Origin of the sequence: Pectobacterium sp. S5, from assembly GCF_051707265.1 — a bacterium.
Classification (GTDB): domain Bacteria; phylum Pseudomonadota; class Gammaproteobacteria; order Enterobacterales; family Enterobacteriaceae; genus Pectobacterium; species Pectobacterium polare.
Map to the genome: position 1 here is coordinate 235,915 of NZ_JAULSZ010000005.1, position 24,647 is coordinate 260,561.

At 53.9% G+C, this 24,647-nt stretch carries 24 protein-coding genes; 5 read left to right on the forward strand and 19 right to left on the reverse strand.

The features are described 5' to 3' along the window. Positions 1-209 precede the first annotated feature (209 nt). The 3 genes from aegA to QWJ20_RS18250 all read left to right on the forward strand — a co-directional run bounded on the left by aegA (position 210) and on the right by QWJ20_RS18250 (position 3,685). Positions 210-2,234, forward strand: coding sequence for a formate-dependent uric acid utilization protein AegA (aegA, locus tag QWJ20_RS18240; protein WP_174877019.1), 2,025 nt, complete (start codon positions 210-212; stop codon positions 2,232-2,234). After that, on the forward strand, positions 2,231-2,752 hold the full coding sequence (locus QWJ20_RS18245; protein WP_119889347.1) for a 4Fe-4S binding protein: 522 nt from the start codon (positions 2,231-2,233) through the stop codon (positions 2,750-2,752). Before aegA ends, QWJ20_RS18245 begins: the two co-directional genes overlap by 4 nt. Before the next feature lie 189 nt (positions 2,753-2,941). Continuing rightward, positions 2,942-3,685, forward strand: coding sequence for a 4'-phosphopantetheinyl transferase family protein (locus tag QWJ20_RS18250; protein ID WP_039475214.1), 744 nt, complete (start codon positions 2,942-2,944; stop codon positions 3,683-3,685). 55 nt (positions 3,686-3,740) lie between these two features. Here QWJ20_RS18250 and QWJ20_RS18255 read toward each other — a convergent pair whose 3' ends face one another. Further along, entirely contained in the window at positions 3,741-5,078 is a 1,338-nt protein-coding gene (locus tag QWJ20_RS18255; protein WP_039487851.1) for an NCS2 family permease, read from the reverse strand. Between the two features lie 256 nt (positions 5,079-5,334). On the opposite strand from QWJ20_RS18255, the gene yieH reads away from it, so the two are divergent. Beyond that, positions 5,335-6,003 (forward strand): 6-phosphogluconate phosphatase, encoded by a 669-nt coding sequence (gene yieH / locus QWJ20_RS18260; RefSeq protein ID WP_433993166.1) that lies wholly within the window; start codon positions 5,335-5,337, stop codon positions 6,001-6,003. A gap of 181 nt (positions 6,004-6,184) precedes the next feature. Here the strand turns inward: yieH and QWJ20_RS18265 are convergent, their stop codons facing one another. From QWJ20_RS18265 to QWJ20_RS18280, 4 genes are all read right to left on the reverse strand, one after another. Next, on the reverse strand, positions 6,185-6,913 hold the full coding sequence (locus QWJ20_RS18265; RefSeq protein WP_433993167.1) for an amino acid ABC transporter permease: 729 nt from the start codon (positions 6,911-6,913) through the stop codon (positions 6,185-6,187). Between the two features lies 1 nt (position 6,914). After that, a complete protein-coding gene (locus QWJ20_RS18270; RefSeq protein WP_095701056.1) occupies positions 6,915-7,658 on the reverse strand; it encodes an amino acid ABC transporter permease in 744 nt (247 codons plus the stop codon). A 279-nt stretch (positions 7,659-7,937) separates the two neighbouring features. Beyond that, a complete protein-coding gene (locus QWJ20_RS18275) occupies positions 7,938-8,774 on the reverse strand; it encodes an ABC transporter substrate-binding protein (protein ID WP_095701057.1) in 837 nt (278 codons plus the stop codon). Positions 8,775-8,901: 127 nt separating this feature from the next. Continuing rightward, entirely contained in the window at positions 8,902-10,086 is a 1,185-nt protein-coding gene (locus QWJ20_RS18280; protein WP_433993168.1) for a benzoate/H(+) symporter BenE family transporter, read from the reverse strand. Positions 10,087-10,177: 91 nt separating this feature from the next. Between QWJ20_RS18280 and QWJ20_RS18285 the strand changes: the two genes are divergently transcribed. After that, positions 10,178-10,744 (forward strand): helix-turn-helix domain-containing protein, encoded by a 567-nt coding sequence (locus tag QWJ20_RS18285; protein ID WP_433993169.1) that lies wholly within the window; start codon positions 10,178-10,180, stop codon positions 10,742-10,744. Between the two features lie 61 nt (positions 10,745-10,805). Here the strand turns inward: QWJ20_RS18285 and phoU are convergent, their stop codons facing one another. The 14 genes from phoU to QWJ20_RS18355 all read right to left on the reverse strand — a co-directional run bounded on the left by phoU (position 10,806) and on the right by QWJ20_RS18355 (position 24,646). Continuing rightward, positions 10,806-11,537, reverse strand: coding sequence for a phosphate signaling complex protein PhoU (gene phoU / locus QWJ20_RS18290; RefSeq protein WP_039487837.1), 732 nt, complete (start codon positions 11,535-11,537; stop codon positions 10,806-10,808). Positions 11,538-11,549: 12 nt separating this feature from the next. Beyond that, the gene (gene pstB / locus QWJ20_RS18295; protein WP_010681437.1) at positions 11,550-12,323 is read right to left on the reverse strand and encodes a phosphate ABC transporter ATP-binding protein PstB; all 774 of its coding nucleotides are present in this window, start codon (positions 12,321-12,323) and stop codon (positions 11,550-11,552) included. 86 nt (positions 12,324-12,409) lie between these two features. Further along, the gene (gene pstA, locus QWJ20_RS18300; RefSeq protein ID WP_433993170.1) at positions 12,410-13,297 is read right to left on the reverse strand and encodes a phosphate ABC transporter permease PstA; all 888 of its coding nucleotides are present in this window, start codon (positions 13,295-13,297) and stop codon (positions 12,410-12,412) included. Next, positions 13,297-14,256: a phosphate ABC transporter permease PstC gene (pstC, locus tag QWJ20_RS18305; protein ID WP_039487834.1), complete on the reverse strand. Its 960-nt coding sequence runs from the start codon at positions 14,254-14,256 to the stop codon at positions 13,297-13,299. Before pstC ends, pstA begins: the two co-directional genes overlap by 1 nt. Before the next feature lie 162 nt (positions 14,257-14,418). Next, on the reverse strand, positions 14,419-15,459 hold the full coding sequence (gene pstS / locus QWJ20_RS18310; RefSeq protein ID WP_039487833.1) for a phosphate ABC transporter substrate-binding protein PstS: 1,041 nt from the start codon (positions 15,457-15,459) through the stop codon (positions 14,419-14,421). A 212-nt stretch (positions 15,460-15,671) separates the two neighbouring features. Next, entirely contained in the window at positions 15,672-17,099 is a 1,428-nt protein-coding gene (locus tag QWJ20_RS18315) for a DUF4026 domain-containing protein (protein ID WP_127157486.1), read from the reverse strand. 27 nt (positions 17,100-17,126) lie between these two features. Then, on the reverse strand, positions 17,127-18,353 hold the full coding sequence (locus tag QWJ20_RS18320; RefSeq protein ID WP_433993190.1) for a beta-ketoacyl-ACP synthase: 1,227 nt from the start codon (positions 18,351-18,353) through the stop codon (positions 17,127-17,129). Next, positions 18,353-19,084, reverse strand: coding sequence for a 3-ketoacyl-ACP reductase FabG2 (locus QWJ20_RS18325; RefSeq protein WP_039518089.1), 732 nt, complete (start codon positions 19,082-19,084; stop codon positions 18,353-18,355). Before QWJ20_RS18325 ends, QWJ20_RS18320 begins: the two co-directional genes overlap by 1 nt. Before the next feature lie 38 nt (positions 19,085-19,122). Further along, on the reverse strand, positions 19,123-19,605 hold the full coding sequence (locus QWJ20_RS18330) for an ApeP family dehydratase (protein ID WP_433993171.1): 483 nt from the start codon (positions 19,603-19,605) through the stop codon (positions 19,123-19,125). Beyond that, positions 19,598-20,755 carry a beta-ketoacyl-[acyl-carrier-protein] synthase family protein gene (locus QWJ20_RS18335; RefSeq protein ID WP_433993172.1) on the reverse strand — a complete coding sequence of 386 codons (1,158 nt, stop codon included), beginning with the start codon at positions 20,753-20,755 and terminating at the stop codon, positions 19,598-19,600. The genes QWJ20_RS18330 and QWJ20_RS18335 overlap by 8 nt, the downstream gene beginning before the upstream one ends. 1 nt (position 20,756) lies before the next feature. Then, positions 20,757-21,332 carry a DUF3261 domain-containing protein gene (locus QWJ20_RS18340; protein ID WP_433993173.1) on the reverse strand — a complete coding sequence of 192 codons (576 nt, stop codon included), beginning with the start codon at positions 21,330-21,332 and terminating at the stop codon, positions 20,757-20,759. Then, positions 21,329-23,650: an MMPL family transporter gene (locus QWJ20_RS18345; protein ID WP_433993174.1), complete on the reverse strand. Its 2,322-nt coding sequence runs from the start codon at positions 23,648-23,650 to the stop codon at positions 21,329-21,331. The genes QWJ20_RS18340 and QWJ20_RS18345 overlap by 4 nt, the downstream gene beginning before the upstream one ends. Next, a complete protein-coding gene (locus QWJ20_RS18350) occupies positions 23,622-24,227 on the reverse strand; it encodes a LolA family protein (protein WP_233967634.1) in 606 nt (201 codons plus the stop codon). Before QWJ20_RS18350 ends, QWJ20_RS18345 begins: the two co-directional genes overlap by 29 nt. Continuing rightward, the gene (locus QWJ20_RS18355) at positions 24,224-24,646 is read right to left on the reverse strand and encodes an acyl-CoA thioesterase (RefSeq protein ID WP_010681449.1); all 423 of its coding nucleotides are present in this window, start codon (positions 24,644-24,646) and stop codon (positions 24,224-24,226) included. The genes QWJ20_RS18350 and QWJ20_RS18355 overlap by 4 nt, the downstream gene beginning before the upstream one ends. Position 24,647 lies beyond the last annotated feature (1 nt).

Below are 24,647 nucleotides of genomic sequence, written 5' to 3' on the forward strand. Positions count from 1 at the left end.
GTAAACCAGACAAAAAACAAGGTTATATGCAACCAGACCATTACTTTCACATAACATTACAACTTACTGAAACGATTCAATAATTTTATTAGCAACACGTGTGAGATTTAACATTAACCGACTTTTTACCTGCTCTATATCAAGGTCAGGGTGTTATCCAACTATTAGGATAAAGGCCACGATCGAGGGATCCAGAGTGGGAAAAGGTAATGAACCGATTTGTTATTGCCAGTACTCAAGACTGTATGGGGTGCCATGCATGTGAAATCGCCTGTGTCATTTCACACAATGACGAGCGCTATCCAGATAGCGCCGCGGTGTTTCAGCCCAGAATCAAGGCATTCAATACGCCAACGCTGCGGGCTGCGGTGACCTGCCGTCACTGTGAAGATGCCCCTTGCGCCAGCGTGTGCCCAACACAGGCCTTGATCAGAAAAGACAATAGCATTCAGCTCGTTCAGGAAAAGTGTATCGGCTGCAAAAGCTGTGTACTGGCTTGCCCGTTCGGCGCAATGTCCATGGTGACAAGCCCTGTAGACAACAGCGCCATCGCCCACAAATGCGATCTCTGCGCCGATCGTCCAGAAGGGCAAGCGTGCGTAGAAGCCTGCCCGACTCAGGCCTTACAGCTCGTCAGCGAGCAAACGTTAGCCGCCCGCCGTCAGGAGAAACAACAGGTAATGGCGCTGCGTTCCTCCGCTCACTGGCAGCGTGAAACCCCCGTGCTGAAAACGCTGACGACCCATCCGCTCAGCAAAAGAAAAAACTGGCCGCGCCGGGATGCCGAGAAAAAGCCGCTGACCCAGAGAACATCCACGTTTGATGAAATCTATCATGGCTTCTCCATGCAGCAGACGGAAGATCAGGCCGATCGCTGCCTTTCTTGCGGCAAACGCGCGATCTGCGAGTGGACCTGCCCGCTGCATAACAATATTCCCGAGCTGCTGAGTCTAGCGAAGCAGGGGCGCATTCTTGAAGCCGTAGAACTGTCGCACCAAACCAGCAGCCTGCCGGAAATCTGTGGCCGAGTGTGCCCGCAGGATCGGTTATGTGAAGGAGCCTGTACGCTGGGTAAGGAGTACGGTGCGATTACCATCGGTAACGTTGAACGCTACATTACCGATACCGCGATAAAAATGGGCTGGTCGCCCGATATGACGAATGTTGTTCCCAGCGGCAAACGCGCGGCGATCGTCGGTGCTGGTCCTGCTGGGCTAGCCTGTGCCGATGTGCTGGCACGCAACGGTGTGCAGGCCGTGGTGTTCGATCGTCACCCGGAAATTGGTGGCTTGCTCACATTCGGTATTCCGTCGTTCAAGCTGGATAAAGACGTCCTGATCCATCGTCGTGAAGTGTTCAGCGCCATGGGAATAGAGTTCCGACTGAATACCGAAGTGGGGAAAGATATTTCTCTGGCTCAGTTGCTGGACGATTATGACACCGTGTTCCTCGGCGTAGGCACCTACCGCTCCATGAAGGCCAACATTGATAATGAAGAGGCTCCCGGCGTCTTCGATGCGCTGCCGTTCCTGATCGCCAATACCAAGCACGTCATGGGGCTACCTGAATTAGAGGATGAGCCTTATATCTCGATGGCGGGCAAACGCGTCGTGGTGCTCGGCGGCGGCGATACTGCGATGGACTGCCTGCGCACGTCCGTTCGCCAGGGCGCAGCATCCGTCACCTGCGCGTATCGTCGTGATGAAGCCAATATGCCAGGATCGAAAAAAGAGGTGAAAAACTCCCGCGAAGAAGGCGTGGAGTTCCTGTTTAACGTTCAGCCACAAAAAATCTGCCTCAATGAACAGGGTGAAGTATGCGGCATTAGTCTGGTTCGCACCGAACTGGGCGAGCCTGACGCTAGCGGCCGCCGTCGTCCGCGCCCTATTCCTGATTCAGAATTCGTGCAGCCTGCGGAAGCCGTGATAACCGCATTTGGCTTTCAGTCACACAACATGCCGTGGCTGGAAGACGCCGACGTCGGTCTGGATAACTGGGGATACATCACCGCCCCGCTTGATAGTCAGATACCTTGCCAGACCAACCATCCGCGTATTTTTGCCGGGGGCGATGCCGTACGCGGTGCCGATCTGGTCGTGACTGCCATTGCCGACGGACGCAAAGCCGCATTGGGAATGATTGCGACAATGGGGCTGACCGCCGTCACGGGAACCATTCCCGCACACCCGCAGCGCCCCGAAATGAACGCAACCCGCGAGGAGCTTCGCTCATGAATCAATTTGTTATCGCCGAAGCAGAAAAATGTATCGGCTGCCGGACCTGTGAGATCGCCTGCGCGGTAGCCCATAGCGGTGGCCATAGTGCACAGCTGCGGCCTTCTCACTTCTTTCCCCGCCTGAAGGTCGTTAAAAGCGCCAGTGTCAGCGTCCCCGTTCTTTGCCGCCAGTGTGAGAACGCGCCCTGTGCCAGCGTATGTCCGAATGACGCGCTGGTGCGCGATCGGGATAGCATTCAGGTTATTCAGTCCCGCTGTATCGGCTGCAAAAGCTGCGTCGTCGCCTGCCCTTTCGGAGCCATCAATGTGGTGACAAAAGCATCGAATGACGAGGGGGAAACACACCTCATGCAAAGCGAGGTTCACAAATGTGATTTATGCGTGGATGTCGCCCAGAGCCCTTCCTGCGTCAGCGTGTGTCCGACATCGGCGCTGCGATTAGTGACAGCGGATGAGTTGCGCAAACAGACGCTGGAAAAACAGCGGCGTTCCGCACTAGGGTGGCCGAGCCATTAAAACAGACTGGAAGGTGGCGGGCAGGGAAGGATCGCCACGAAACATACGATGCAGAAAATTCGGTGTGCCTAATTAATAATTATCGCCGATTTATCCATCGATTTTTCTTTAGATCACATATTAGTCTGATAATATGCATCGGTAATGCCTGATAGGTTCCCATCTTTTATCACGATCACGGAGTGAACAATGACCTGCCATTTTGTCAGGTGGACAAGCACGGAAGCGCTTCCTGACTTACAAAGACTGCCCGATAGGCTCATCTCATCAACACAGGGTTTTTCAGCCAAACGCCGCGAGCGTTATCTGAAAAGTCGAGTGCTGCTGGCTGAGATGATGTTCTATTTTTTCGGCTATCCGCTGTTGCCCACGCTACTCGTGTCCCCTGAGGGACGCCCTTATTTTGCCGATCCCAATATGCCCGATTTCAGCATCGGCTACGCAGGCAATACTATCGCCATCCTCCTGAGTGAAGAAGGCAGCGTCGGTATGGATATCGAAATCGTTCATGTCAGGCCAACGAATCAGGTCGTCCCACAGATGCAGGCGCAGACACAGGCCGAACAGGCGTGGATTGACGCGCAGCGCGATCCGCTGGAGGCAGCAACGCAGCTATGCACCATCCGCCAGTCATTGATGAAGATCCCTGGCGTGAACAGCCACCCTCCCAATAACCTGAAACTCCACCCCGCCTCTGGCAGGTTGCGTTCAACCTGCACCCCCGCCGTAGAAGTGATGAGCGATGTTGATGATTACCTTGCCTGGGCCTGCGCCCATATCCCCACACTTAACCGATTGATCATGTGGAAATACACGTCAGCAACGGGCATGAGAAAGTCGGGGGAAATACTACAGCAGCAGCGCCAGTCTTTACGCTATATGAAATTAACCAGCCATACGATAGAAAAAGCCACCTCTACCGCCTCACAGTAGCCAGCCGCCTTGTCGCAGGCTGAGGCTCCGGGAAAGCCCCGGAGCCACGAACACATTAATGCCCGTCGATAAACACGATTTTCAGCAGGAACAGCAGCGCAACCACGACCACGCAAGGGCTGATTTCACGCCAGCGGCCCGTCGCCAACTTCATCACACAGTAAGAAATGAAGCCCAGCGCGATCCCTTCAGTAATAGAGAAGCTGAACGGCATCATCACCGCGGTAATAAAGGCCGGAACGGCTTCCGTCAAGTCATCCCACTTCACGCGCGCCAGGCTGGACGTCATCAATACGCCCACGTAAATCAGTGCGCCAGCGGCCGCATAGGCAGGCACCATACCCGCTAACGGCGACAGGAAGATCACCAGCAGGAACAGCAGACCCACAACCACAGCCGTCAGGCCGGTACGCCCACCCACAGACACGCCAGAGGAGCTTTCAATATACGCCGTAACGGATGACGTTCCGATAAACGAACCGGCTACAGAGCTGATGCTATCAACATACAGCGCCTGCTTCATGCGCGGGAACTTACCGCGAGCATCAACCAGACCGGCTTTATCCGTCACGCCAATCAGCGTACCGGAGGAGTCAAACAGGTTAACCAGCATGAAGGAGAAAATAATGCCGGACATCCCGAGATTCAGCGCCCCAGCCAGATCGACCTGACCCACCACCGACATTACGCTCGGCGGCATAGAGAACACGCCAGAATACGTCACATCGCCCAGCAGCAGGCCAATTGAGGTGGTCACCACGATGGAGATCAGTACCGCGGCATGAATATTACGTGAAGCCAGTGCCACAATAATGAAAAAGCCCAGCGCACCCAGCAGCACGCTGTGTGACGTCAGGTTACCAATCGTCACCAGTGTTTCAGGGTTAGGAACAATAATGCCGGCGTTTTTCAGGCCCATCATGGCAATGAACAACCCGATACCGCTGGCGATACCCAAACGCAGGCTAAGCGGGATATTGGCGATCATCCAATAGCGAATCTGGAAGATGGTCAGCAACAGGAAACCGATTGCGCCCCAGAAAATAGCACCCATCGCAACCTGCCATGGCAGACCCATCGCACCGACGACGACAAACGCGAAAAACGCATTCAGCCCCATTGCAGGTGCTAGCGCCACAGGCAGGTTAGCCAGCAGCCCCATCAAAATGCTGCCGAATGCCGCAATCAGACAGGTGGTCACAAAGACCGCTTTGGTATCCATCCCCGCCACACCCAGAATCTGCGGGTTAACAAAAACGATGTAGACCATCGTCAAAAACGTCGTGAAACCGGCAATCGTTTCCGTACGTGCTGTCGTGCCGTGTTGTTTAAGTTTAAACACGCGCTCCAGCAGGCCTTGCTCGGTAGCAAGACCGGGTTGTGATTTATTCATTAGTAACAATCCAAAGAAGGGAATAACTGTCGTCGGGTATCCTATAACAAAACGCTGCGTTTTTACGTTGATCCCACGTTTTTTTTCATCGAATAAGAAGAACCTATTAACGTCATGGCTATTGCTCCGCCATCCCTCGGTTGAAACCCCTTAATTTTATGCAAGATCGCTCTGAAAATGGCTTTGTAGGTCGCAATATCGGGTCAATTGGTTAAAGTAGGAGCCTCATCTTTTATTTCATCGATAAGGATTGGTCATGCCCCGTATTGAATGCGTCTTCTTCGACTGTGATGGCACGCTGGTTGATAGCGAAGTGCTGTGTTGCCAGGCTTATGTGAATATCTTCATCCCGTATGGGGTGAACTTATCGCTAGAGGAGGTGATAAAAACCTACAAGGGCGTGAAGCTGTACGAGATTATTGCCCGCATCAGCCAGCAGCATGGATTAACCGTATCGGTAGACGATGCGGAGCGTCATTTCCGGCAAGAGGTGAAGCGTCTGTTCGATGAATTCCTGCAACCTATCGAGGGCGCACGTGAGTTAGTGCGGTCGATTACCGTCCCGATGGCCGTGGTGTCCAATGGTCCGGTCAGCAAGATGCAGCATTCGCTCGGCCTGACGCACATGCTCGATCTGTTTGGCGACCATCTCTACAGCGGCTACGATCTGAAAAAATGGAAGCCCGACCCGGCGGTGCTGTATCACGCCGCCGAGCAGTTACAGCTTCCTATCGAGCACTGCATTCTGGTTGAAGATTCCGCCGCTGGCGTACAGGCTGGCATCGCTGCGGGCATTCCGGTGTTCTATTACTGCGCCGATCCCCACAACCAGCCGATCCATCATCCGCTGGTCACGATGTTCGATGATATGCGTGAACTGCCGCAAATCTGGCGCGAAAAAGGCTGGAATATCACCGCGCAGTAGCAACCATTCAGACTTATGTCAGACCGTCGGCAAATCTATTTACGGAACGAAAACGGTGGTAATGGAATAGAAGAGTAAAGCGTTTGCGCCAGGGATGGCGCAAGCCGAGCGTACACGGACGTATTCACAGCGTCTTTACGATCTATCCATTACCACCGCACAACGCACGTGATCTTCATCCTCAGGCTGGCTTATTCCGCCACCACAGAATACGGCGTTTCGGCTGCTTTTCCTGCTGGTTAAAGCGGGCATTAACCCCGTTCGCCAGCAGCTCCAGCGACAGACAAAACACAAAGTAGACCAGCGCGACAAACAGGAAAACCTCCATCGGGTAGACCATGCTGCGGTTATTAACCTGCGTAGCAAGAAACGTCAGCTCGCCGACGCCGACAATGTAGGCCAGTGAAGTGTCTTTAATCAGGGAAATCCATTGGTTGATGAAAGAGGGCACCATCATCCGCAGCGCCTGCGGCAGGACAATCTGCCACAACACCTGCCAGCGGCTTAATCCCAGCGAGAGCCCAGCCTGCCACTGACCGCGCCCGATGGCGACAATACCCGCCTTCACGCCATGCGCCAGATACGCCGAGGCGATCAGCGCCAGCGCACAAACTACGGTCGTAATTTCAGGGATATCAACGCCAAAAACGATCGGCAGCAGGAAGTAGGTCCAGAAAATCAGCATGATGACGGGAATCGCACGGAAGAACCCCAGCACCATCGCCAACAACGCACTCCACCATCCCCGGGACATCGCCAGCGCCACGCCCAAAATCGTACCCAATATGGCAGAGGCTACGCCAGCCAGCAGGCTCATCACCAGCGTCAGCGCCGCGCCACCCAGCGGACCATCCGGGAACGTGCCCCACATCAAATAGTCGATGTTATCGGTGATAACGGTAAAATCCATCTTAGTGTCTCTCCGCCAGACTGCGCTGCTGACGCCACATGCCCCAGCCTTCCATCACGGCAATAATCACGATGTACAACACCGTCGCCACGCCAAATGCCTGAAACGTGCGCAAGGTTTCCGTCTCCACCTGACGCGATGCGTAGGACAGTTCAGCGACGCCAATTGCCATCGTCAACGATGAGTTCTTAACGATATTCATGTACTGCCCAAGCAGCGGCGGCAGGGCGATTTTTAGCGCCTGCGGCAATACCACATAGCGCATGGATTGGAAGCCGGTTAATCCCAGAGCATGCGCCGCGTACTTCTGTCCACGCGCGACGCCACGGATACCGGAGCGGATTTCCTCCGCAATAAACGCGCTGGAGTAGAGCGTCAGCCCTGCCAATCCTGCCAGAAACTCAAAAGAAGGCCACGCTAACGTCATGCCCAACAGCGAAATAACATGCGGGGTGTTCAGCCATTGCATCATCCCTGAGGGAAAAAGCTGCCCGGCACCGAAATACCAGAAAAACAGCTGCACCAGCAGCGGCGTATTACGAAATAGCGAGCTATACGCCACCACAATGCCGCGCAGCACACGAATCTGGCTGTCTCTGGCCGCCGCCAACAGAAAGCCCAGCATCGTAGACAGCACGATCGTACTCAGGGAAAGACCCAGCGTGATCAGAAAACCGTGCCACAGCCAGATGAGGTATTGAGGAGCCAACAGCCACGATTCAAGCGATTGCAGCGCCGTATCCATGCGTTTTATCTCTCTTTGTCATTGCTACGAGATACAAATAGAAATGCCCCCTGCAATACAGAGGGCTGAAGTTGCTGACAAAGTCTGTCGAGCGGAAGTAACGGATAGATCGTAAAGACGCTGCAAGTACGTCCATGTAAGCTCGGATTGCGCCATCCCTGGCGCAAACGCTTTACTCTTCTATTCCGTTACTCCCGTTTTCGTTCTGCAAATAGGTTTGTCAACGGTCTGTGCCCTCTGGGTGCAGAGGGCTGAGATCATAGCACTAGGCGTCAGCTATCAGGATTTAGGTTGTTGATCCAACGAGGCAAAGGTGAAATCGCCGCGCGGCTGGGATGATTTCGTGCTCGGCCCGAACCAGCGGTCGTAAATCGTCTTCGCTTCACCCTGTTTTTCCAGATTAATCAGCGTGTCGTTAATTTTCGCCGTCAGACGTTCTTCGCCCTTCGGAATCCCGACGCCCTGATACTCTTTGGTAATGCTGAACGGAGAGATTTCAAACTCCGCCTTCTGGGCATCGGGCACGTTAGCCAGCAAGCCGACCAACTTGGCGTCATCCTGCGTGATGGCCTGAACGTTGCCGTTACGCAGCGCGGCGAAGGCCAGCGGCGTATCGTCGTAGGAAATCACTTTGGCAGTCGGGTAATGCTCGCGCAGGGTAATTTCCTGCACGGTGCCTTTATCCGCGCCAATACGCAGCGTTTTGATGTCTTCCGGCGTTTTCAGCACGCCTTTACGGGCGATGAATTTTTGCCCAGTAGCGAAGTAAGGAATACTAAAGTTAACCTGCTTGGCACGCTCATCGGTGATGGTGAAGTTCGCGGCGATCAGATCGACTTTCTGCGAGCTTAATAGCGGGATACGGTTAGCCGGATTAGTTGCGCGCAGCTCAACCTTCACGCCCAGCGCCTTACCAATTGCCTCGGCGATGTCCACGTCATAACCCACCAGCTTTTTGCTCTGCGGATCGACATAGCCGAACGGCGGATTGCTGTCGAAGACGGCAATTTTCACTACGCCCGCCTTCTGAATATCATCTAATTTATCTGCCTGTGCAGCACCAGAAACGGAAGCCAACCCGGCCAATAAACTCACTGTCAAAATATGCTTTTTCATTCCCTGCCCCTTAATTATTGCTGTATTAACAGCAGGCTATCAGCAGGGCGAAAACGCGGGAAATAACATAAATAGCTATAATATAACCTTATGTTACTTCGGTATTCTGGCAGATTATCCTGACGATTCAACGTGCCTTATCAGCGTATGCTGACAGAATAAACCAGGTCATCATCCCCCCAATCAGTCCCCAAAACGCTGCGCCGATTCCCCACAGCGTCAATCCAGAGGCGGTGATCAGGAAGGTGACCACCGCGGCATCCCGCTGTTTTTCATCCAGCAACGCGCGATACAAACTGCCTGAAATGGTGCTGAGCAGCGCCAAACCGGCGATAGCGTGAATCAGCGGCTGCGGCAAAGCTGTGAAAAGCTGCCCGATAGAACCGCCAAAAACGCCCGCCAGCAGATAAAAGCCACCAGCAGTAACGGCAGCAAGATAGCGTTTCTTCGGATCGGGATGCACGTCCGGCCCCATACAGATCGCGGCGGTAATCGCGGCGATACACACGGAAAAACCACCGAACGGCGTCAAAACCAGCGCGATTAATGCAGTAATGGTAATCAGCGGTGATATGGGAACCTGATAGCCCGCCGCTTTCAGCGTGGCAACGCCCGGTGCGTTCTGCGATGCCATCGTGACAATGAAAAACGGAATGCCGACGCCCAGCAGAGACGCCAACGAAAAATGCGGCGTAATGAATTCCGGCACAGCGAATACCAGCGGCGAATCAGAAACCGCAATTTGCCCACGAAATAAGGCCAGCAGCAGGCCAGCTAGCAGCGTCAGCACAATGGCAAAGCGCGGCAGCAGCCGACGGCTGAGCAAATAGGTCACACACATCGCAAAAGCCAGCCAGAAGTCCTGTTGCAGGGAAAGAAAGGCATCCGCACCAAAGCGCAGCAAAATACCCGCCAGCATTGCGGCAGAAATGGCCTGTGGTATCACATTCATCAAGCGGGCAAAAAGACCAGTGATCCCGCAGATAAAGATAAGCGCGGAGGCAAACAGGAACACGCCAATCGCCTCATTGAGCGACGTACCCGGCAGGCTGGTAACCAGCAGCGCTGCTCCCGGCGTTGACCAGGCCGCCAGTATCGGCGCGCGGTAATACAGCGACAGGCTAATCGACGCCAACCCCTGGGCAATCCCCAACATGCTTAACCAACCGCCGATCTGCACCGCACTGGCACCCGCCGCTTCCGCTGCCTGAAAAATGATGGCGGCTGAGCTGGTGTAGCCCACCAGCACCGCAACGAAGCCAGCGATGAGGGTCGAAAAGGTGACATCTTTTAGCGCAAATGACGCAGGCATGGTATACCTTCACTCTTGTTGTGCGTTATAACGCACAGAAAGCGTTAACATAGCAGCGTGCGTTATAACGCACAAGTAGGAGCCAATATTGATGTCTGATGAGCTAACCAGCCACATTGGCAATACGTTGAAAACGTTAAGGCAAGAGAAAGGCTGGAGCCTCACGCGGGCGGCAGAAGAGACGGGTGTGAGCAAAGCAATGCTCGGCCAGATCGAGCGCGGTGAATCCAGCCCGACGGTCGCCACGCTGTGGAAAATTGCGACCGGCATGAATGTGGCGTTTTCTACCTTTATCGAACCGACGCTCGCGGATGAAGACGTGACCTATCGCTCGGGTGCGGGATCGTCATTCAGGGAAAACGAAGCGGGAATGCACGTGGTTCCCCTCTTCCCCTTCGACGAAAAACTGCGTTTTGATATGTTGGTTATTGAGCTAGCGGCGGGTGCAAGCAGCACCTCATCGGCGCATGAAAACGGGGTGATCGAGCATATTATTGTGCTGGAAGGCCAACTGGAGATGACCGTTGATGGACAGACGCATGTGTTGTCCGTCGGGGATGCGCTACGATTTGCCGCCGACAGAGAACACCGCTACCACAATCCTGCCGATACCACGGTGCGCTTCCACGATTTGATTCACTATCCTGATAAAAGCTAAATCCTGATAAAAAATAACGCCCTGCAAGCAGGGCGTCAGCATGATAAGCGTAAGAACGGGCTTACTCTTCTTCTTTCTTATCTTTCTGCGCCAGCAGTTTTTCCAGCGCATCGCCGCCCAGATGACGGAAATCCTGACCTTTGACGAAATAGAAGATAAATTCACAGATGTTCTGGCAACGGTCACCGATACGCTCGATAGAACGGGCGCAGAACAACGCCGTTAGTACGCTTGGGATGGTGCGAGGATCTTCCATCATGTGGGTCATCAGTTGACGCACAATCCCTTCGTACTCTTTATCCACTTTTTTGTCTTCGCGATAAATACGAATCGCTTCGTCCAGATCCATGCGGGCAAACGCATCCAGCACGTCATGCAGCATCTGCACGGTGTGGCGCCCTAATGACTCCAGACTCACCAGCAGCGGTTGATGCTGATGGGAGAACTTCTCCAGCGCGGTGCGACAGATTTTATCCGCCACGTCACCGATACGCTCCAGCTCGGAGATGGTTTTGATGATCGCCATCACCAGACGCAGATCGCTGGCGGTAGGCTGGCGCTTCGCAATAATGCGCACGCAGGCTTCATCAATCGCCACTTCCATCAGGTTAACTTTGGCATCGCCTTCAATAACCTGCTGAGCCAGCTCCGCATCCTGATTATGCATCGCGGTAATCGCGTCACTCAGCTGTTGCTCCACCAGCCCGCCCATGGTCAGGACCTGCGTGCGGATGTGTTCCAGTTCGGCGTTAAACTGACCGGAAATGTGTTTGTTCAGATTCAGATTATCCATGATGCTTCCTAATCAACCGTAACGGCCGGTGATGTAATCTTCAGTCTGTTTCTGCCGTGGAGCAGTAAACAGGGTATCAGTATCGCTGAACTCAATCAGCTCACCCAAATACATAAACGCCGTATGATCTGAACAACGCGCCGCCTGCTGCATGTTGTGCGTCACGATGACCACCGTGTAGTCTTTTTTCAGCTCGGAGATCAGCTCTTCAATACGGCCGGTAGAAATCGGGTCGAGGGCTGAGCAAGGTTCATCCAGCAGCAAGACATCCGGGCGAATCGCGATACCGCGCGCAATACATAAACGCTGCTGTTGACCACCGGACAGGCTATAGCCGCTCTGGTGCAGTTTATCTTTCGTTTCTTGCCACAGCGCCGCTTTAGTCAGCGCCCACTGAACGCGTTCATCCATATCAGCACGAGACAGCTTTTCAAACAGGCGCACACCAAACGCGATGTTGTCGTAAATGGACATCGGGAACGGCGTCGGCTTCTGGAACACCATGCCGACTTTGGCGCGCAGCAGCGCGATATCTTGCTTATCCGTCAGGATGTTATTGCCATCCAGCAGGATGTCGCCTTCGGCGCGCTGCTCAGGGTAGAGCTGATACATTTTGTTCAGCGTACGCAGCAGCGTGGATTTACCACAGCCGGACGGGCCGATAAACGCGGTAACCTGATTCGCGGCAATATCCAGCGTAATGTTTTTCAACGCATGGAATTTTCCGTAATAGAAATTCAGATCGCGTACCTGGATTTTGTTGGATGTCTCAGTAGCCATACTCATCAAGACTTCTCTCTTTTTCCTGGCGCTGCCTGGCAGCGCCTTGAATTTATTTAATGTTTCTCAGAAAACGACTATTTCTTAGCGAATTAGTGCTTCTTGGCAGAGAAAATAACGCGCGCCAGAATATTCAGCAGCAGCACACACATCGTAATCAGCAGTACACCCGCCCAAGCCAGCTGTTGCCACTCCACAAACGGGCTCATGGCAAACTTAAATATGGTGACCGGCAGGTTAGCAATCGGATGCATCATATCCGTGCTCCAGAACTGATTCGACAGCGACGTAAACAGCAGCGGCGCGGTTTCCCCTGCGATACGCGCAATGGCCAGCAATACCCCGGTGATGATGCCCGATACCGATGCCTTTAGCGTAATCGCAGAAATCATTTTCCATTTCGGCGTACCCAGCGCATAAGCCGCTTCACGCAGGCTATCTGGTACCAGTTTAAGCATGTTCTCGGTGGTACGAATCACAATCGGCACCTGCAACAGCGCCAGCGCAATCACGCCCGCCCAGCCGGAGAAGTGCTGCATTTTTGCCACCACCAGCGTGTAGACAAACAGACCTACCACAATCGACGGCGCTGATAGCAGAATGTCGTTGATGAAACGAATCACTTCGGCAATCCAGGATTTACGACCGTATTCCGCCAGATAAATGCCCGCCATAATCCCCAGCGGTGTACCCAGCAGCGTTGCCCACAGAATCAGCAATCCGCTCCCGACGATGGCATTCGCCAACCCGCCACCCGCCGTATTAGGCGGCGGCGTCATTTCGGTAAACAACGCCAGAGACATGCCATCCACGCCTCGGGTCACGGTCGAAAACAGAATCCAGACCAGCCAGAACAGGCCGAACACCATCGTGGACATGGATAAGAACAGCGCAATGCGGTTTTTCTGGCGACGCCAGGCCTGCATTTTACGCCGCGAACGATCCAGAGCAGCGTCTTGCTCTATGCCTAATGCAGCCATTAGCGCGCCCCCTCATTTTTAGCCAGACGCATAACCATCAGCTTTGAACATGCCAGAACAATAAAGGTAATCACAAACAGAATCAGCCCCAGCTCCATCAGCGCTGCCGTGTGCAGGCCGGATTCTGCTTCGGCGAATTCGTTCGCCAGCGCAGAGGTAATACTGTTGCCTGGCATATACAGTGACGCGCTGTCGAGCTGGTAGGTGTTACCGATGATAAAGGTCACCGCCATGGTTTCCCCCAACGCGCGTCCCAGTCCCAACATCACCCCGCCGATCACACCGTTTTTGGTGTAAGGCAGCACAATGCGCCAGATGACTTCCCACGTCGTACAGCCAATGCCGTAAGCGGACTCTTTCATCATGACAGGCGTTTGCTCAAACACGTCACGCATCACCGCCGCAATGTACGGGATAATCATGATGGCCAGAATGACGCCAGCTGCCAGAATACCGATCCCGAATGCCGGGCCGGAAAACAGCGAGCCAACAATAGGAATACCGGACAGGACATTGCCTACCGGCTGTTGGAAGTATTTGGCAAACAGCGGAGCGAAAATGAACAGCCCCCACATGCCGTAAACAATACTCGGTATGGCCGCCAGCAATTCAATCGCCACGCCAAGCGGACGCTTCAACCAGGCTGGTGCCAGTTCTGTCAGAAATAGCGCAATCCCGAAGCTAATCGGAATCGCAATAATCAGTGCAATCAGTGAGGTAACGATGGTGCCGTAAATCGGAACCAATGCACCAAACTGCTCTGCGGGCGCATCCCACTCTTTCGTCCACAAGAAGGCAAAACCGAACTTCTCGATGCTAGGCCAGGACGCCACAATCAGGGAAACAATGATGCCACCCAATAGCAGTAGCGTGACCAGCGCCGCCAGTTTTACCAGCGCGCTGAAGAGGATATCGCCATACTTTCCCGGGGCTTTGATAGTTGGCTTGTACTCCGCCATACGTCTCTCTTCTCGTTTTAACTACATTTGATAAGCTATTGAAGGCAGAGAGGTTGCTATCACCTCTCCGCCCCGATACGACTTGTTATTCCACTACGTATTTCCCAGAACCTGACAACCTCATCACGCTCTGGGTATCAACACGACGTGTCGATACAATAATTAGTACAGTGCTTTACCGCTGCTGTCTTTTACCTGAGTTTTCCAGGCAGCACGGATTTGCTCAACCACTTCTTTTGGCAGTGTGGCGTAATCCAGCGCTTCAGCTTGCTCACCGCCTTTCTTGAACGCCCAGTCGAAGAATTTCAACACTTCAGTGCCCTGCTCAGGTTTTTCCTGTTTGGTGTGAACCAGGATGAACGTGGTTGAAGTGATCGGCCATGCATCAGCGCCTTTCTGGTTAGTCAGATCCTGAGCGAAAGACTTGCTCCAGTCGATCTCTTTAGCTGCGTTGCTGAAGCTTGCGCCAGTTGGGCTAACCGCTTTGCCATCGGCAGAAATCAGTTTGGTGTAAGCCAGGTTGTTCTGCTTGGCATACGCGTATTCTACGTAGCCGATAGAACCAGGCAGACGCTGTACGAACGCCGCGATACCATCGTTACCTTTACCGCCCAGACCGGTTGGCCAGTTCACGGTAGAACCTGCGCCAATCTTCTCTTTCCACTCTGGGTTCACTTTTGCCAGGTAGCTGGTGAACACGAAAGACGTACCAGAGCCGTCAGCACGACGAACCACAGCGATGTCCTGATCCGGCAGCTTGGCATTCGGGTTCAGTTTAGTGATTGCCGGGTCGTTCCATTTTTTGATGTTGCCCAGGTAGATATCACCCAGCGTTTTACCATCCAGCGTTAAATCGCCAGATTTGATACCAGGAACGTTCACTGCCAGCACTACGCCACCGATAACGGTTGGGAACTGGAATAAACCATCCTGTGCTAATTTGTCGTCAGCCAGAGGCGCGTCAGAAGCACCGAAATCGACCGTTTTAGCGATAATCTGTTTTACACCGCCAGAAGAACCGATGCCTTGATAGTTAACTTTATTACCGGTTTCTTTTTGATAGGAGTCAGCCCATTTAGCATAAACAGGCGCAGGGAATGTCGCACCGGCACCGGTGAGGTTAGCAGCAGCTAAAGCAGAAAATGCCGTCAGAGAAAGGGTTGCCGCAACAACACTGGCAAGAGTGGTACGCATCGGTTTCATAATCCCTCCTGTGGGATACTCAAACATGTCGACGTAACGTCGTTATCTATCAGAGTTATCAAATCAGAGTGTAGTTCGCAGGAGGAAAAATAGGACAATTTGGTGACAGTAAAATGTACGTAATATGACAGTTTTATGACAAGAACGCAGAAGGCAGGGAAATTCAGGTGCCACCAGCCAGAACAGGCGTTCTGACTGGGGAAGGAAAGAGATCAGTGAGTCTGGCTATGGCTCAGCAATTTGTAAATTGTATCAGGCTTATAGCTATCACCCTGATAATAAATCGCCCAGTCGGTTACCCACGATATATCAATAGAGTAAACACCGCCTTCCTGCATATCCTCAACGTAGAACGGATGATTGATTAATGTCCCGGTGACGACCGCATCGTCGATTTTTTCGGGCACAAACCACATGTGTTCACGCTCTTCTCCCTCTTCGCCATGAGGAATGCCAAACTTCACCATAAAGCGCCATTCACTTTCGACAGGCTCAGGTGCTTTTTTGAGTAGTTTCGCTAAAAAACCCGGCTTAGCGGGTTCGTCACTCACGTGGTAGTTTTTAAACATATTGACGAAATAGTGCCAGCGCAGCTGTGCCTTACGTGACATTTCTGCCGTTTCCGCATTCGTGCGCCAGAACATGATGGCATTCTGCTCATCAAATCCTTTAAAGAACGTTTGCAGTACAGGGTTTTCTTCGTTGGTACGAAACAGCATACAGGAAGGCTCCTGATGCACGTCATCCCGATCGGCGCGATCGCCCAGAAACACGCCTTCTGGCGTCCCTTCCAGATCGTAGCGCATGTCTTCCAGAGGCCGCAGTTGGTCAATCGGCGTGGATTGATTCACATGCCGTAGCCCTTCTTCAAACGGCAACGCCACCAGATATTCATAGCCGCTGTCCGTTTGCCCACACAAAATCGGTTCATTAAAGGTAATTTGCTGATTTTGAATGGCATTATTGACAAAACTTCTGAATAAATCCGGGATGCCATAATACGAACTGAGCGTCTCGGGAATGACTAATTCAGCCTCTGTCAGGCCGCATCGCGCCAGACCATGCGAGTGAAACCAGAATGTCGTTGGCGGATCGTTCTCGGTGTCGTACACGGCATGAATGGTATACAGCGATTCAATTTCCGGCAGGACATCATCTTCCAGCTGAAAATTCAGCCATTCGCGGGTAAACACGTTACCAGCAGCGGAAATATCGATGCCCAAGAGAAAATCCGGTATCACAGCGCTTAATAAACGAAGCTGATGAACGTAGTCTTCCAGCGGATTCTGCCCAAAAATACACTCAACCATCACTTCCTGCGTCGCCGCATTCGCTTGCGCCAGCAGCTCGGGCGAAATCGGGTCGGTTGAATACACTGGCGCGATTTGATTCTCAGGGTCACGCTCTGAAATCTCAAGATAGAAGGTCAGCTCGCGATCATGATGACGACAGGTATAAAAGAATCCCCCCTGTTCCTGCTCGGTATAGCTTACTTCGCCATCGGTGAAAAATGATTGCGCCTCTAACAGGCTTTCCAGCAGCGGATAATTCATCTCTCGTGAGGAAAAAGCCACCATCGTTGAAGGCGCTTTTTCACCCTTACCTTCAGCGATATCCAAGTATTGTTGTTTGTTATTCATCATGAACCCGTTAACGTTCTCAATCCATTATTGCCAACGACGGAAAATCAACGACGTATTGATGCCGCCAAAGGCAAAGTTATTAGACTGGATGTAATCCGTCTCAATATGGCGTGGCTCACCCATGATGTAATCCAGCTCGCCACAGTCTTCTGCAGGTTGCCGTAAATTAAGCGTCGGTGCAAACCAACCTTCACGCATCATTTCAATACTCATCCATGCTTCAAGTGCACCACAGGCACCCAGCGTATGGCCGAAATAGCTTTTTAGCGATGAAATCGGCGTAGATTTACCGAACACGGCGGCGGTAGCCTGACTCTCCGCGACATCACCCCGATCGGTTGCCGTACCGTGTGCGCTGATATAACCCACATCGCTAGGCTGCAAACCCGCGCAGCGCAGCGATCCTTCAATGCAAATTTGCATGGTTTCACGCTGAGGTTGCGTAATATGTGCCGCATCACAGTTGGTGTAAAACCCAACCAGCTCGGCATAAATCGTCGCTCCACGCGCGACGGCATGTTCAAGCTCTTCAAGCACTAACGTCCCCGCGCCTTCGCCGATAACCAGACCGTCACGGCGGGTGTCAAAAGGCGACGGCGTCGTTTCCGGCGCATCGTTGCGTTGGCTGGTGGCAAACAGCGTATCAAACACGGCCGCTTCTGACGGACACAGTTCTTCCGCACCGCCCGCGACCATTACCGTCTGATAGCCATGACGAATCGCTTCCCAGGCGTAGCCAATCGCCTGACTTCCCGACGTACAGGCGCTGGATGTAGGAATCACACGGCCGCGCAGGCCGAAAAACAGGCCAGCATTCACCGCGGTGGTATGCGGCATCATCTGCACATAGGTCGTACCGGTAATATTATTGGTGTGCTTTTCGGTCAGCATGGTGGCGAATTCGCTCACCGGCCCTGTGCTGCCCGTTGAGGAGCCGTAAGCAATGCCGGTTTCTCCGTTAGTCAGCACCGGATGACCAATCAATCCAGCCTGTTCCAACGCCAGCTCGGTTGCTCGGGTTGCCATCAGAGACACGCGCCCCATCGAGCGGATGCGTTTGCGCGTGTAGTGTTCTGGCAGACTGAAGTGATCAATCGGCGAGCCCAACTGCGTATTCAGGCCATCATAAACCTGCCATTCGGGCATTTTACGTATCGCATTACGACCCGCACGCAACCCGTCAGACACACTTTTCCAGGACTCACCGAACGCGGTGACACCGCCCATTCCCGTTACCACAACACGACGCATCACAGCATCCCTCCATTAATAGAAATGACCTGACGCGTGACATAACTCGCGATATCGGACATAAGATAACTCGCCAGCCCTGCGACTTCTTCCGCCTGTCCCATGCGCTTCATGGGAATCATCTTCATGGCTTCTTCAACGGCTACCGGCTCCATTTGAATCATGCCGGTGTCAATCAAACCGGGAGCGATGCAGTTAACAGTGATTTTTCGCTTCGCCAGTTCAATCGCCAGCGCTTTCGTTGCGCCGATAATGCCCGCTTTCGCGGCACTGTAGTTAACCTGCCCCCGATTTCCCATGATCCCGGAAACCGAAGACAGTGTGATAATGCGTCCGCCTTTACGCAGACCGATCATCGGCATCACACAAGGATGAATCACGTTATAGAAGCTATCGAGATTGGTGTGAATGACGCTATCCCACGCCTGCTCGTCGAGAGCGGGAAAAGCGCCGTCACAGGTAATACCCGCATTACTGACCACGCCATAGTAGGCACCGTTCGCCTCAATATCCTGTTCAATCACGGTGCGACACGTTTCCCGATCGGCGATATCGAAACTGACGATACGGCCGGAACCGTTTTGCGCCGTAATCTGGCGTAAGGTTTCCTGCGCCCCGTTTTCATCACGGTGATAATGCACCACCACGGTAAAACCATCCGCCGCCAGACGCAGCGCAATGGCTCGACCAATCCCTTTGCTGGCACCCGTCACTAACACAGAACGCGTCATGCTTGTTTTTCCGGTTGTCATCGTCGTTCTTCCGGTTGTCATAATAGCTTTCCCTGTTCTAAAAGTGCTTTTAACTCATGTTCTTCAGGCTGATAGGTGTTCAACCGGCCAGAGGCATACGTCTCCCCGGCTATCGCGATCTCACCCTCAAAGCTACCAATTTTATCGTCACGCATCAGCAGCGTAACGGTTACATCAAGTAGGGAGCCGGCAGGAAAACTATCCTGCTTGCAGCGATACCCTCGCCCGCCCAGCAACATGCCGGGGCGTGGCTTCTCTTGCAGCCCACCGATCTGACGCCCGTGCCAGCCAGACCAAACCCCGATCGTTTGAGCAATAATTTCAATACCAAACCAGGCTGGCAGATGTCCCTGAGCATTCAGAAACGGTGCCAAAATACTCTCACGACTGACCGCCACACGACAGTGTGCGTGTTCATCATCAACGTGGATCACCTCGTCCACCAGCACCATCGGGGATGAATGGGGCAGATAAGCTGCCGCAGCCAGATACTCATTCATGATTCGTCCCCAGAATCAGACACGTATTGTTGCCGCCAAACGCAAAAGAGTTAGACAGAATGACCGGGCGTGCAAGCGGAGCTGGCGCACTGAGCAAGCCACATGATGGCAGTGAGGCATCGGGGTGACTGCATGAGAAATCCTGCGCAGGCAAAGGAAGGTCTCGCGTCAGAAGCAGCCAGCAGATCGCAGCCTCACTAATCCCCGCCGCTCCCAGCGTATGGCCGGTAAGGTGTTTGGTTGAGCTACAAGGCACGCGATCGCCAAAAACGGCGTGAACCACGCTGGCTTCAATCTGGTCATTCAGGCGCGTAGCAGTACCGTGTAAATTGATATACCCCACGTCCTTAGGCTGCAATCCCGCTTGCGACAACGCCATATTGATCGCGCGAATCGCTCCTTCACCTTCCGGATGCGGTGCCGACATATGGTGAGCATCGGACGACTCCCCGACGCCCAATACCGCCACGCGGTCGGGTTGCCGCCCGATCAGCATAAGCGCCACGCCTTCACCGATAGTGATCCCGTTACGTTCTTCGCTGAACGGCTGGCAGCGCGTTGATGCAAGCGACTCAAGGCTATCGAAGCCATTTAGTGGCATACGGCTCAGCGTATCCGCGCCGCCGACGATAGCGACATCCACCAGCCCGGCATTAATCAATCGTTTACCACTGATCAACGCTCTGGCGCTGGAAGAACAGGCGGTTGATATCGTATAAGCCGGCCCATTTAACGCCAGATAGGCGGCCAGAAACCGGGAAGGATCGCCAAGTTCCTGCTGCGCATAGTGATAAGTGGGAAGACTTTCGCTGACATACCGATCGGCTTCATCCAATCCTGAGGTACTGGTGCCCAGAATCACCGCGACCCGCTCGGGGCCAAACTGCGCGATCGCCGCGTCAACCTGAGGCCGAATTTGCTCCAGTGCAGCCAGCAAGAGCTGGTTATTACGGCTGTTATGCGCCGCCAGCTCCACCGGAATAACCGGTAATTCCGCATCCACATTCCCTGTCCAACAGGGCTTATCGTGCAGTAGCCATCCGGTATCAGGGCGCATGCCCGGCGCATGGCCGCTGGCAAGGTTGTCGGCAATCTCATCCAGATTATTGCCCAGCGCATTCAGCGCCCCGACGGCGTTAATGTAAATCATGCTAGCTATCCAGATGTTGAATCACGATGTGATAACCAAAGACGAATTGCTGAACGCTCATCGGCACGCGCTGGTTATTCCGCGTCATATAGCGAATTTCCGTAATCAGCGTGCCGCGATCGTCACGCAGTTGTCTCTTGTCATCGCTATCTTTCAGCGTCCAACCGGCTGGCAGCTGCATCTGCCACACGGCAATCGGCCAGTGGCTCAGCATGATATCCGCCAGAACCTGACTGGCTGGCGGCAACTGTGGCAGGACGATGGACTGTTCCGTATGAACGCCCTGCGCATCATAGGTGACCTTAAACAGACGAATACCGATAGAGGAAAGCCCGACCAGTGAAAGCTGTTTATCATCGGCACTCAACATCACCAGCAGCGATTGCTGCTTACCGTCAAAGGTTCCCGTCAGCAGTTGCTGTTCGTTGACCGGCGGGGTAATCGCAGGTGCAGGTAGCGTGACTTTCACCCCCGGTTTGAGCCACGCCTGCGGGCGATTATCATCATGCTGTTTGCTGGCACAGCTGCTGAGAAGCAGCACGCCAATAAGCAGAAGCCCACGTCGCAATAATGTCATTTTCGTTTCCCTTTTGAATCAGGCAACGCCAGAGGCGCCAGCAAGAAGGCGATAAAAATACCGCTACAAAGCACAATCCCAAAGCTGCTAATGGCCTGAGTGCTGCTGAAAACCAGCATACCCAGCGTCAGCAGGGCAACGCACATCGCCAGCGTTACTGCCAGCAGCGAGGTCATCGGCGTACCGCGTGGGTTGCTGAAAAACAGCGTGTAATTGATGCCGATCCCTAGCACCAGAACCAGTGCCAGCAATGAGAACAAGTTCAGCGAATGACCGCTTAACGCCAGCACCGCCAGACCGCCGCCCAGCGACAGCACCGACGGCACCACATTGATGACGCCACGACGCAACCCAAGACGAATCACGTAGCTCAGCGCAATCACGACCAGCGCCGCCGCCAGCAGCCATCCCAGCATGGCACGATAGAAACCGAACAGAGCATCGAATGTCCCTTTTCTGTCGATCCATTCCACGCCCGGTAACGTTTTAGCCATCTGCCCCAGCGCAGCGCTATCGCTCACGCCGCTAACCGGAACCAGAACACCGCTTTTCCCATTGGGTAACGTCAGCCACAGCAGCCGCCACCCTTCACTTATCGGACTATCGAGCCAGCGCTCCGGCGTGACCGGCATCGGTCGTAGATCCGGCATGGCCACATCAACGCCCGTGTCTTTGAGCCGTTCGATAACCGCAGGCGCGGCCGACGCAATAAGCTGACTATCGCTCTGTTGCTGAGCCTGAGAAGAAAGCGGCAGCAGACGATACTGCTTTAGCCACGCCTGTTGCTGCGCATCTCGCAGTTTAGGCGCGAGCTGTTCCAGACGCAGCAATGTCTCTTCTGCGCTATCGCCGTAGACCACGAACCAGGTTTGATCGGCGCTCTGTCCCGTTAATGCCGTCAACTGCCGTTCTTGTTGCATCAAATCCTGCGGCAGCGCCTGTAGCTGGGAGATATCATCATTGATCTCCAGCCGCAGCAGCCCCACGACAGAAAGCACCAGCAGCGTCAGTGGGATCCCGAAACGCACGACACGCTGACGCCGCCATGCAGCCAGCCAGCGCCCCATCAGCACCATCGCGGGCACGGGCCTGACCGGCAGTCCCTTAACCAGAAAAGGATACCAGCACACCACGGTCAGGCAGGAGGCGGTCAGCCCGGTTGCGGCGAACACCGCCAGCTGCTGTAAGCCGGGGAACGGTGCCAGCGCCATAATCAGGTAGGCCACCACCGCCGTACCCAACGCGAGCAGAAGCGCGGGCAGCACTTTTTTAAGGCTTTCCATCGCCGAAACATGGCCGCCGTGCACCATCCGCTCGGTCAAATAATAGAGCGTATAATCCGCTGAAATCCCGACGATGCTGATGCTCATCACCAGCGTCATCAAATGCAGTTCACCGAACAGCAGCAGGGTAAAGACCGTGCCTGCCAACGCACCGATGCCTACCGATAACCCGCATAACAACAGCGGTCGCGGTGAACGAAACACAAAAAAGATCAGCAGCAGAACGCCCGCCACCGTGGCGACACCGAGGGTAGACACATCCTGTCTGGCCTGTTGGCTGGCGTAGTTGCTGAACAGTACGGTCCCGCGAGTGAGCACCTCGGCATCAGGGAATACGGCCTTGAGATCGCGCTCAAGGACACCGAGTTTATCAACCAGTTGCTGGTTACGCGCCATGTCAAACGAGCCAGCGCTGAGCTCACCGTGCAGGAAATACCAGGTGCGGCCTTGCGCATCTTTTGCCGTTAACCAGCCTTGTGACAGCCCCAACTGGCTGGCATTTTGCTGCAACGCCAGTTGCGATCCGCGCACCAGCATCAACGGGTCGTGATTTAGCTCTTTGCCGCTCACGCCAGCAAACGCGGAATAAAGCTGTGCCAGCACCCAATCGGCCTGCGCCGCACCGCCATTTTCCAGTCGCGCGCGCGTGACGGGATCGACCAGACCATTGCGATGTTCAAAAACGAATTTCCCCCATCGCTGCTGCTGTTCGGCATCAATAGGGCCATTAACCTGCTGTAGATCGGGAAGCGCACGCAGGTGTTTCAGCCACCAGTCCGCTACCGCAGAGTCCGCCTGCTTGCCCGGCGTCACCAGCCACACCATTTGCCGATCGAGGCGCTGCATAAAGCCTTGCTGTAGCTCAGGGGGAAGTGCGCCCATCGACTGCTTGGGCAACAGCGCCAATACGCTACTGTTGATCTGCGCCTTTGGTAGCAGTAGCGCCAGCGCGGCGATCAGCACGACACAGCAGCCAATCCAAACCCGCGCCGCGCGACGAATGCCGTCAGAAAACGAAACGCTGTTGCTCATCATCACTCAACATCCGGGGTTCGATCCGCTGATTGCTCAGCGTAATTCGGGTCATATCACCTTGGCGATCATCCAGCGCAATCCCGTCAAGAAACTCACCGCCGTTCAGCGTAATCGTGTTGAACAGTTTATCTAACGGCGACGTTTTGGGCGTCAGCACCAGTTTCCATTGCTGCTTACCGAGATCGGTAAAATCAATGGAAAAATTCTGATCTAAGACGAGGCGATCGGCCTGAAACAAGGCGCGTAACAGGTGGTTAAACTGAAACATCTGCGGATTGCTTTCCGCGGTGACGATCTGCGGCGCTTGCCCGTTCATCACCTGAACCATACGCGTTTCATCCAACACCATCGTCAGTGGAAACGGCGTGGCCTGATGCCACCACAGCCCTTTGTCCTGCGCGATCAGCAGTTGTCCGCCAGATTTCAGCGGCTTTGCCATGCCCTTTATTTCACGCAGTTGGGTGAAATCAGCCCGCACAACAGGCTGGCTACTGAACCGCTGTTGTAAATCATCCAGCGTAACGGCCTGCGCCACACCGCTCAACAACACAAAAACCGCGACAATCAGTCGTATCATGGCGTCACTCCAAGGCGCTCAAACAAAATGGGGGGAGAAACAAAACTCAGCTCACGGCATCCTTCCTGTACCGCGACCTGAATCGTATAGCCCGTCGTGGCACGTTGGCCGCTTTCGGCATCGAAAATCTGGTAGGCAATGCGCAAGCGATTCTCGACTTCCTCAATAGTGGCGCGAATGCGTATACGCTGCTCGTAAGTCAGCGCCGCACGGTATTTCACCCGCGTATCGACCACAGGCCACACATAGCCAGAGGCCTGCATTTCGCGATAGCCATAGTTAAATTTGCTCAGCAGCGCCTCACGCGCCACTTCGAAAAAACGAAAATAGTTACCATGCCACACCACGCCCATCGGGTCGCAGTCATGGAAAGACACCGTTAGTTCAACTTCATGGCTTAAGCGAGAATCGTTTAGCACC

Bases quoted from the DNA above. Each gene is read 5' to 3' on its own strand.
- aegA (WP_174877019.1), top strand. From the start codon at position 210: ATGAACCGATTTGTTATTGCCAGTACTCAAGACTGTATGGGGTGCCAT.
- QWJ20_RS18245 (WP_119889347.1), top strand. From the start codon at position 2,231: ATGAATCAATTTGTTATCGCCGAAGCAGAAAAATGTATCGGCTGCCGG.
- QWJ20_RS18250 (WP_039475214.1), top strand. From the start codon at position 2,942: ATGACCTGCCATTTTGTCAGGTGGACAAGCACGGAAGCGCTTCCTGAC.
- QWJ20_RS18255 (WP_039487851.1), bottom strand. From the start codon at position 5,078: ATGAATAAATCACAACCCGGTCTTGCTACCGAGCAAGGCCTGCTGGAG.
- yieH (WP_433993166.1), top strand. From the start codon at position 5,335: ATGCCCCGTATTGAATGCGTCTTCTTCGACTGTGATGGCACGCTGGTT.
- QWJ20_RS18265 (WP_433993167.1), bottom strand. From the start codon at position 6,913: ATGGATTTTACCGTTATCACCGATAACATCGACTATTTGATGTGGGGC.
- QWJ20_RS18270 (WP_095701056.1), bottom strand. From the start codon at position 7,658: ATGGATACGGCGCTGCAATCGCTTGAATCGTGGCTGTTGGCTCCTCAA.
- QWJ20_RS18275 (WP_095701057.1), bottom strand. From the start codon at position 8,774: ATGAAAAAGCATATTTTGACAGTGAGTTTATTGGCCGGGTTGGCTTCC.
- QWJ20_RS18280 (WP_433993168.1), bottom strand. From the start codon at position 10,086: ATGCCTGCGTCATTTGCGCTAAAAGATGTCACCTTTTCGACCCTCATC.
- QWJ20_RS18285 (WP_433993169.1), top strand. From the start codon at position 10,178: ATGTCTGATGAGCTAACCAGCCACATTGGCAATACGTTGAAAACGTTA.
- phoU (WP_039487837.1), bottom strand. From the start codon at position 11,537: ATGGATAATCTGAATCTGAACAAACACATTTCCGGTCAGTTTAACGCC.
- pstB (WP_010681437.1), bottom strand. From the start codon at position 12,323: ATGAGTATGGCTACTGAGACATCCAACAAAATCCAGGTACGCGATCTG.
- pstA (WP_433993170.1), bottom strand. From the start codon at position 13,297: ATGGCTGCATTAGGCATAGAGCAAGACGCTGCTCTGGATCGTTCGCGG.
- pstC (WP_039487834.1), bottom strand. From the start codon at position 14,256: ATGGCGGAGTACAAGCCAACTATCAAAGCCCCGGGAAAGTATGGCGAT.
- pstS (WP_039487833.1), bottom strand. From the start codon at position 15,459: ATGAAACCGATGCGTACCACTCTTGCCAGTGTTGTTGCGGCAACCCTT.
- QWJ20_RS18315 (WP_127157486.1), bottom strand. From the start codon at position 17,099: ATGAATAACAAACAACAATACTTGGATATCGCTGAAGGTAAGGGTGAA.
- QWJ20_RS18320 (WP_433993190.1), bottom strand. From the start codon at position 18,353: ATGCGTCGTGTTGTGGTAACGGGAATGGGCGGTGTCACCGCGTTCGGT.
- QWJ20_RS18325 (WP_039518089.1), bottom strand. From the start codon at position 19,084: ATGACGCGTTCTGTGTTAGTGACGGGTGCCAGCAAAGGGATTGGTCGA.
- QWJ20_RS18330 (WP_433993171.1), bottom strand. From the start codon at position 19,605: ATGAATGAGTATCTGGCTGCGGCAGCTTATCTGCCCCATTCATCCCCG.
- QWJ20_RS18335 (WP_433993172.1), bottom strand. From the start codon at position 20,755: ATGATTTACATTAACGCCGTCGGGGCGCTGAATGCGCTGGGCAATAAT.
- QWJ20_RS18340 (WP_433993173.1), bottom strand. From the start codon at position 21,332: ATGACATTATTGCGACGTGGGCTTCTGCTTATTGGCGTGCTGCTTCTC.
- QWJ20_RS18345 (WP_433993174.1), bottom strand. From the start codon at position 23,650: ATGATGAGCAACAGCGTTTCGTTTTCTGACGGCATTCGTCGCGCGGCG.
- QWJ20_RS18350 (WP_233967634.1), bottom strand. From the start codon at position 24,227: ATGATACGACTGATTGTCGCGGTTTTTGTGTTGTTGAGCGGTGTGGCG.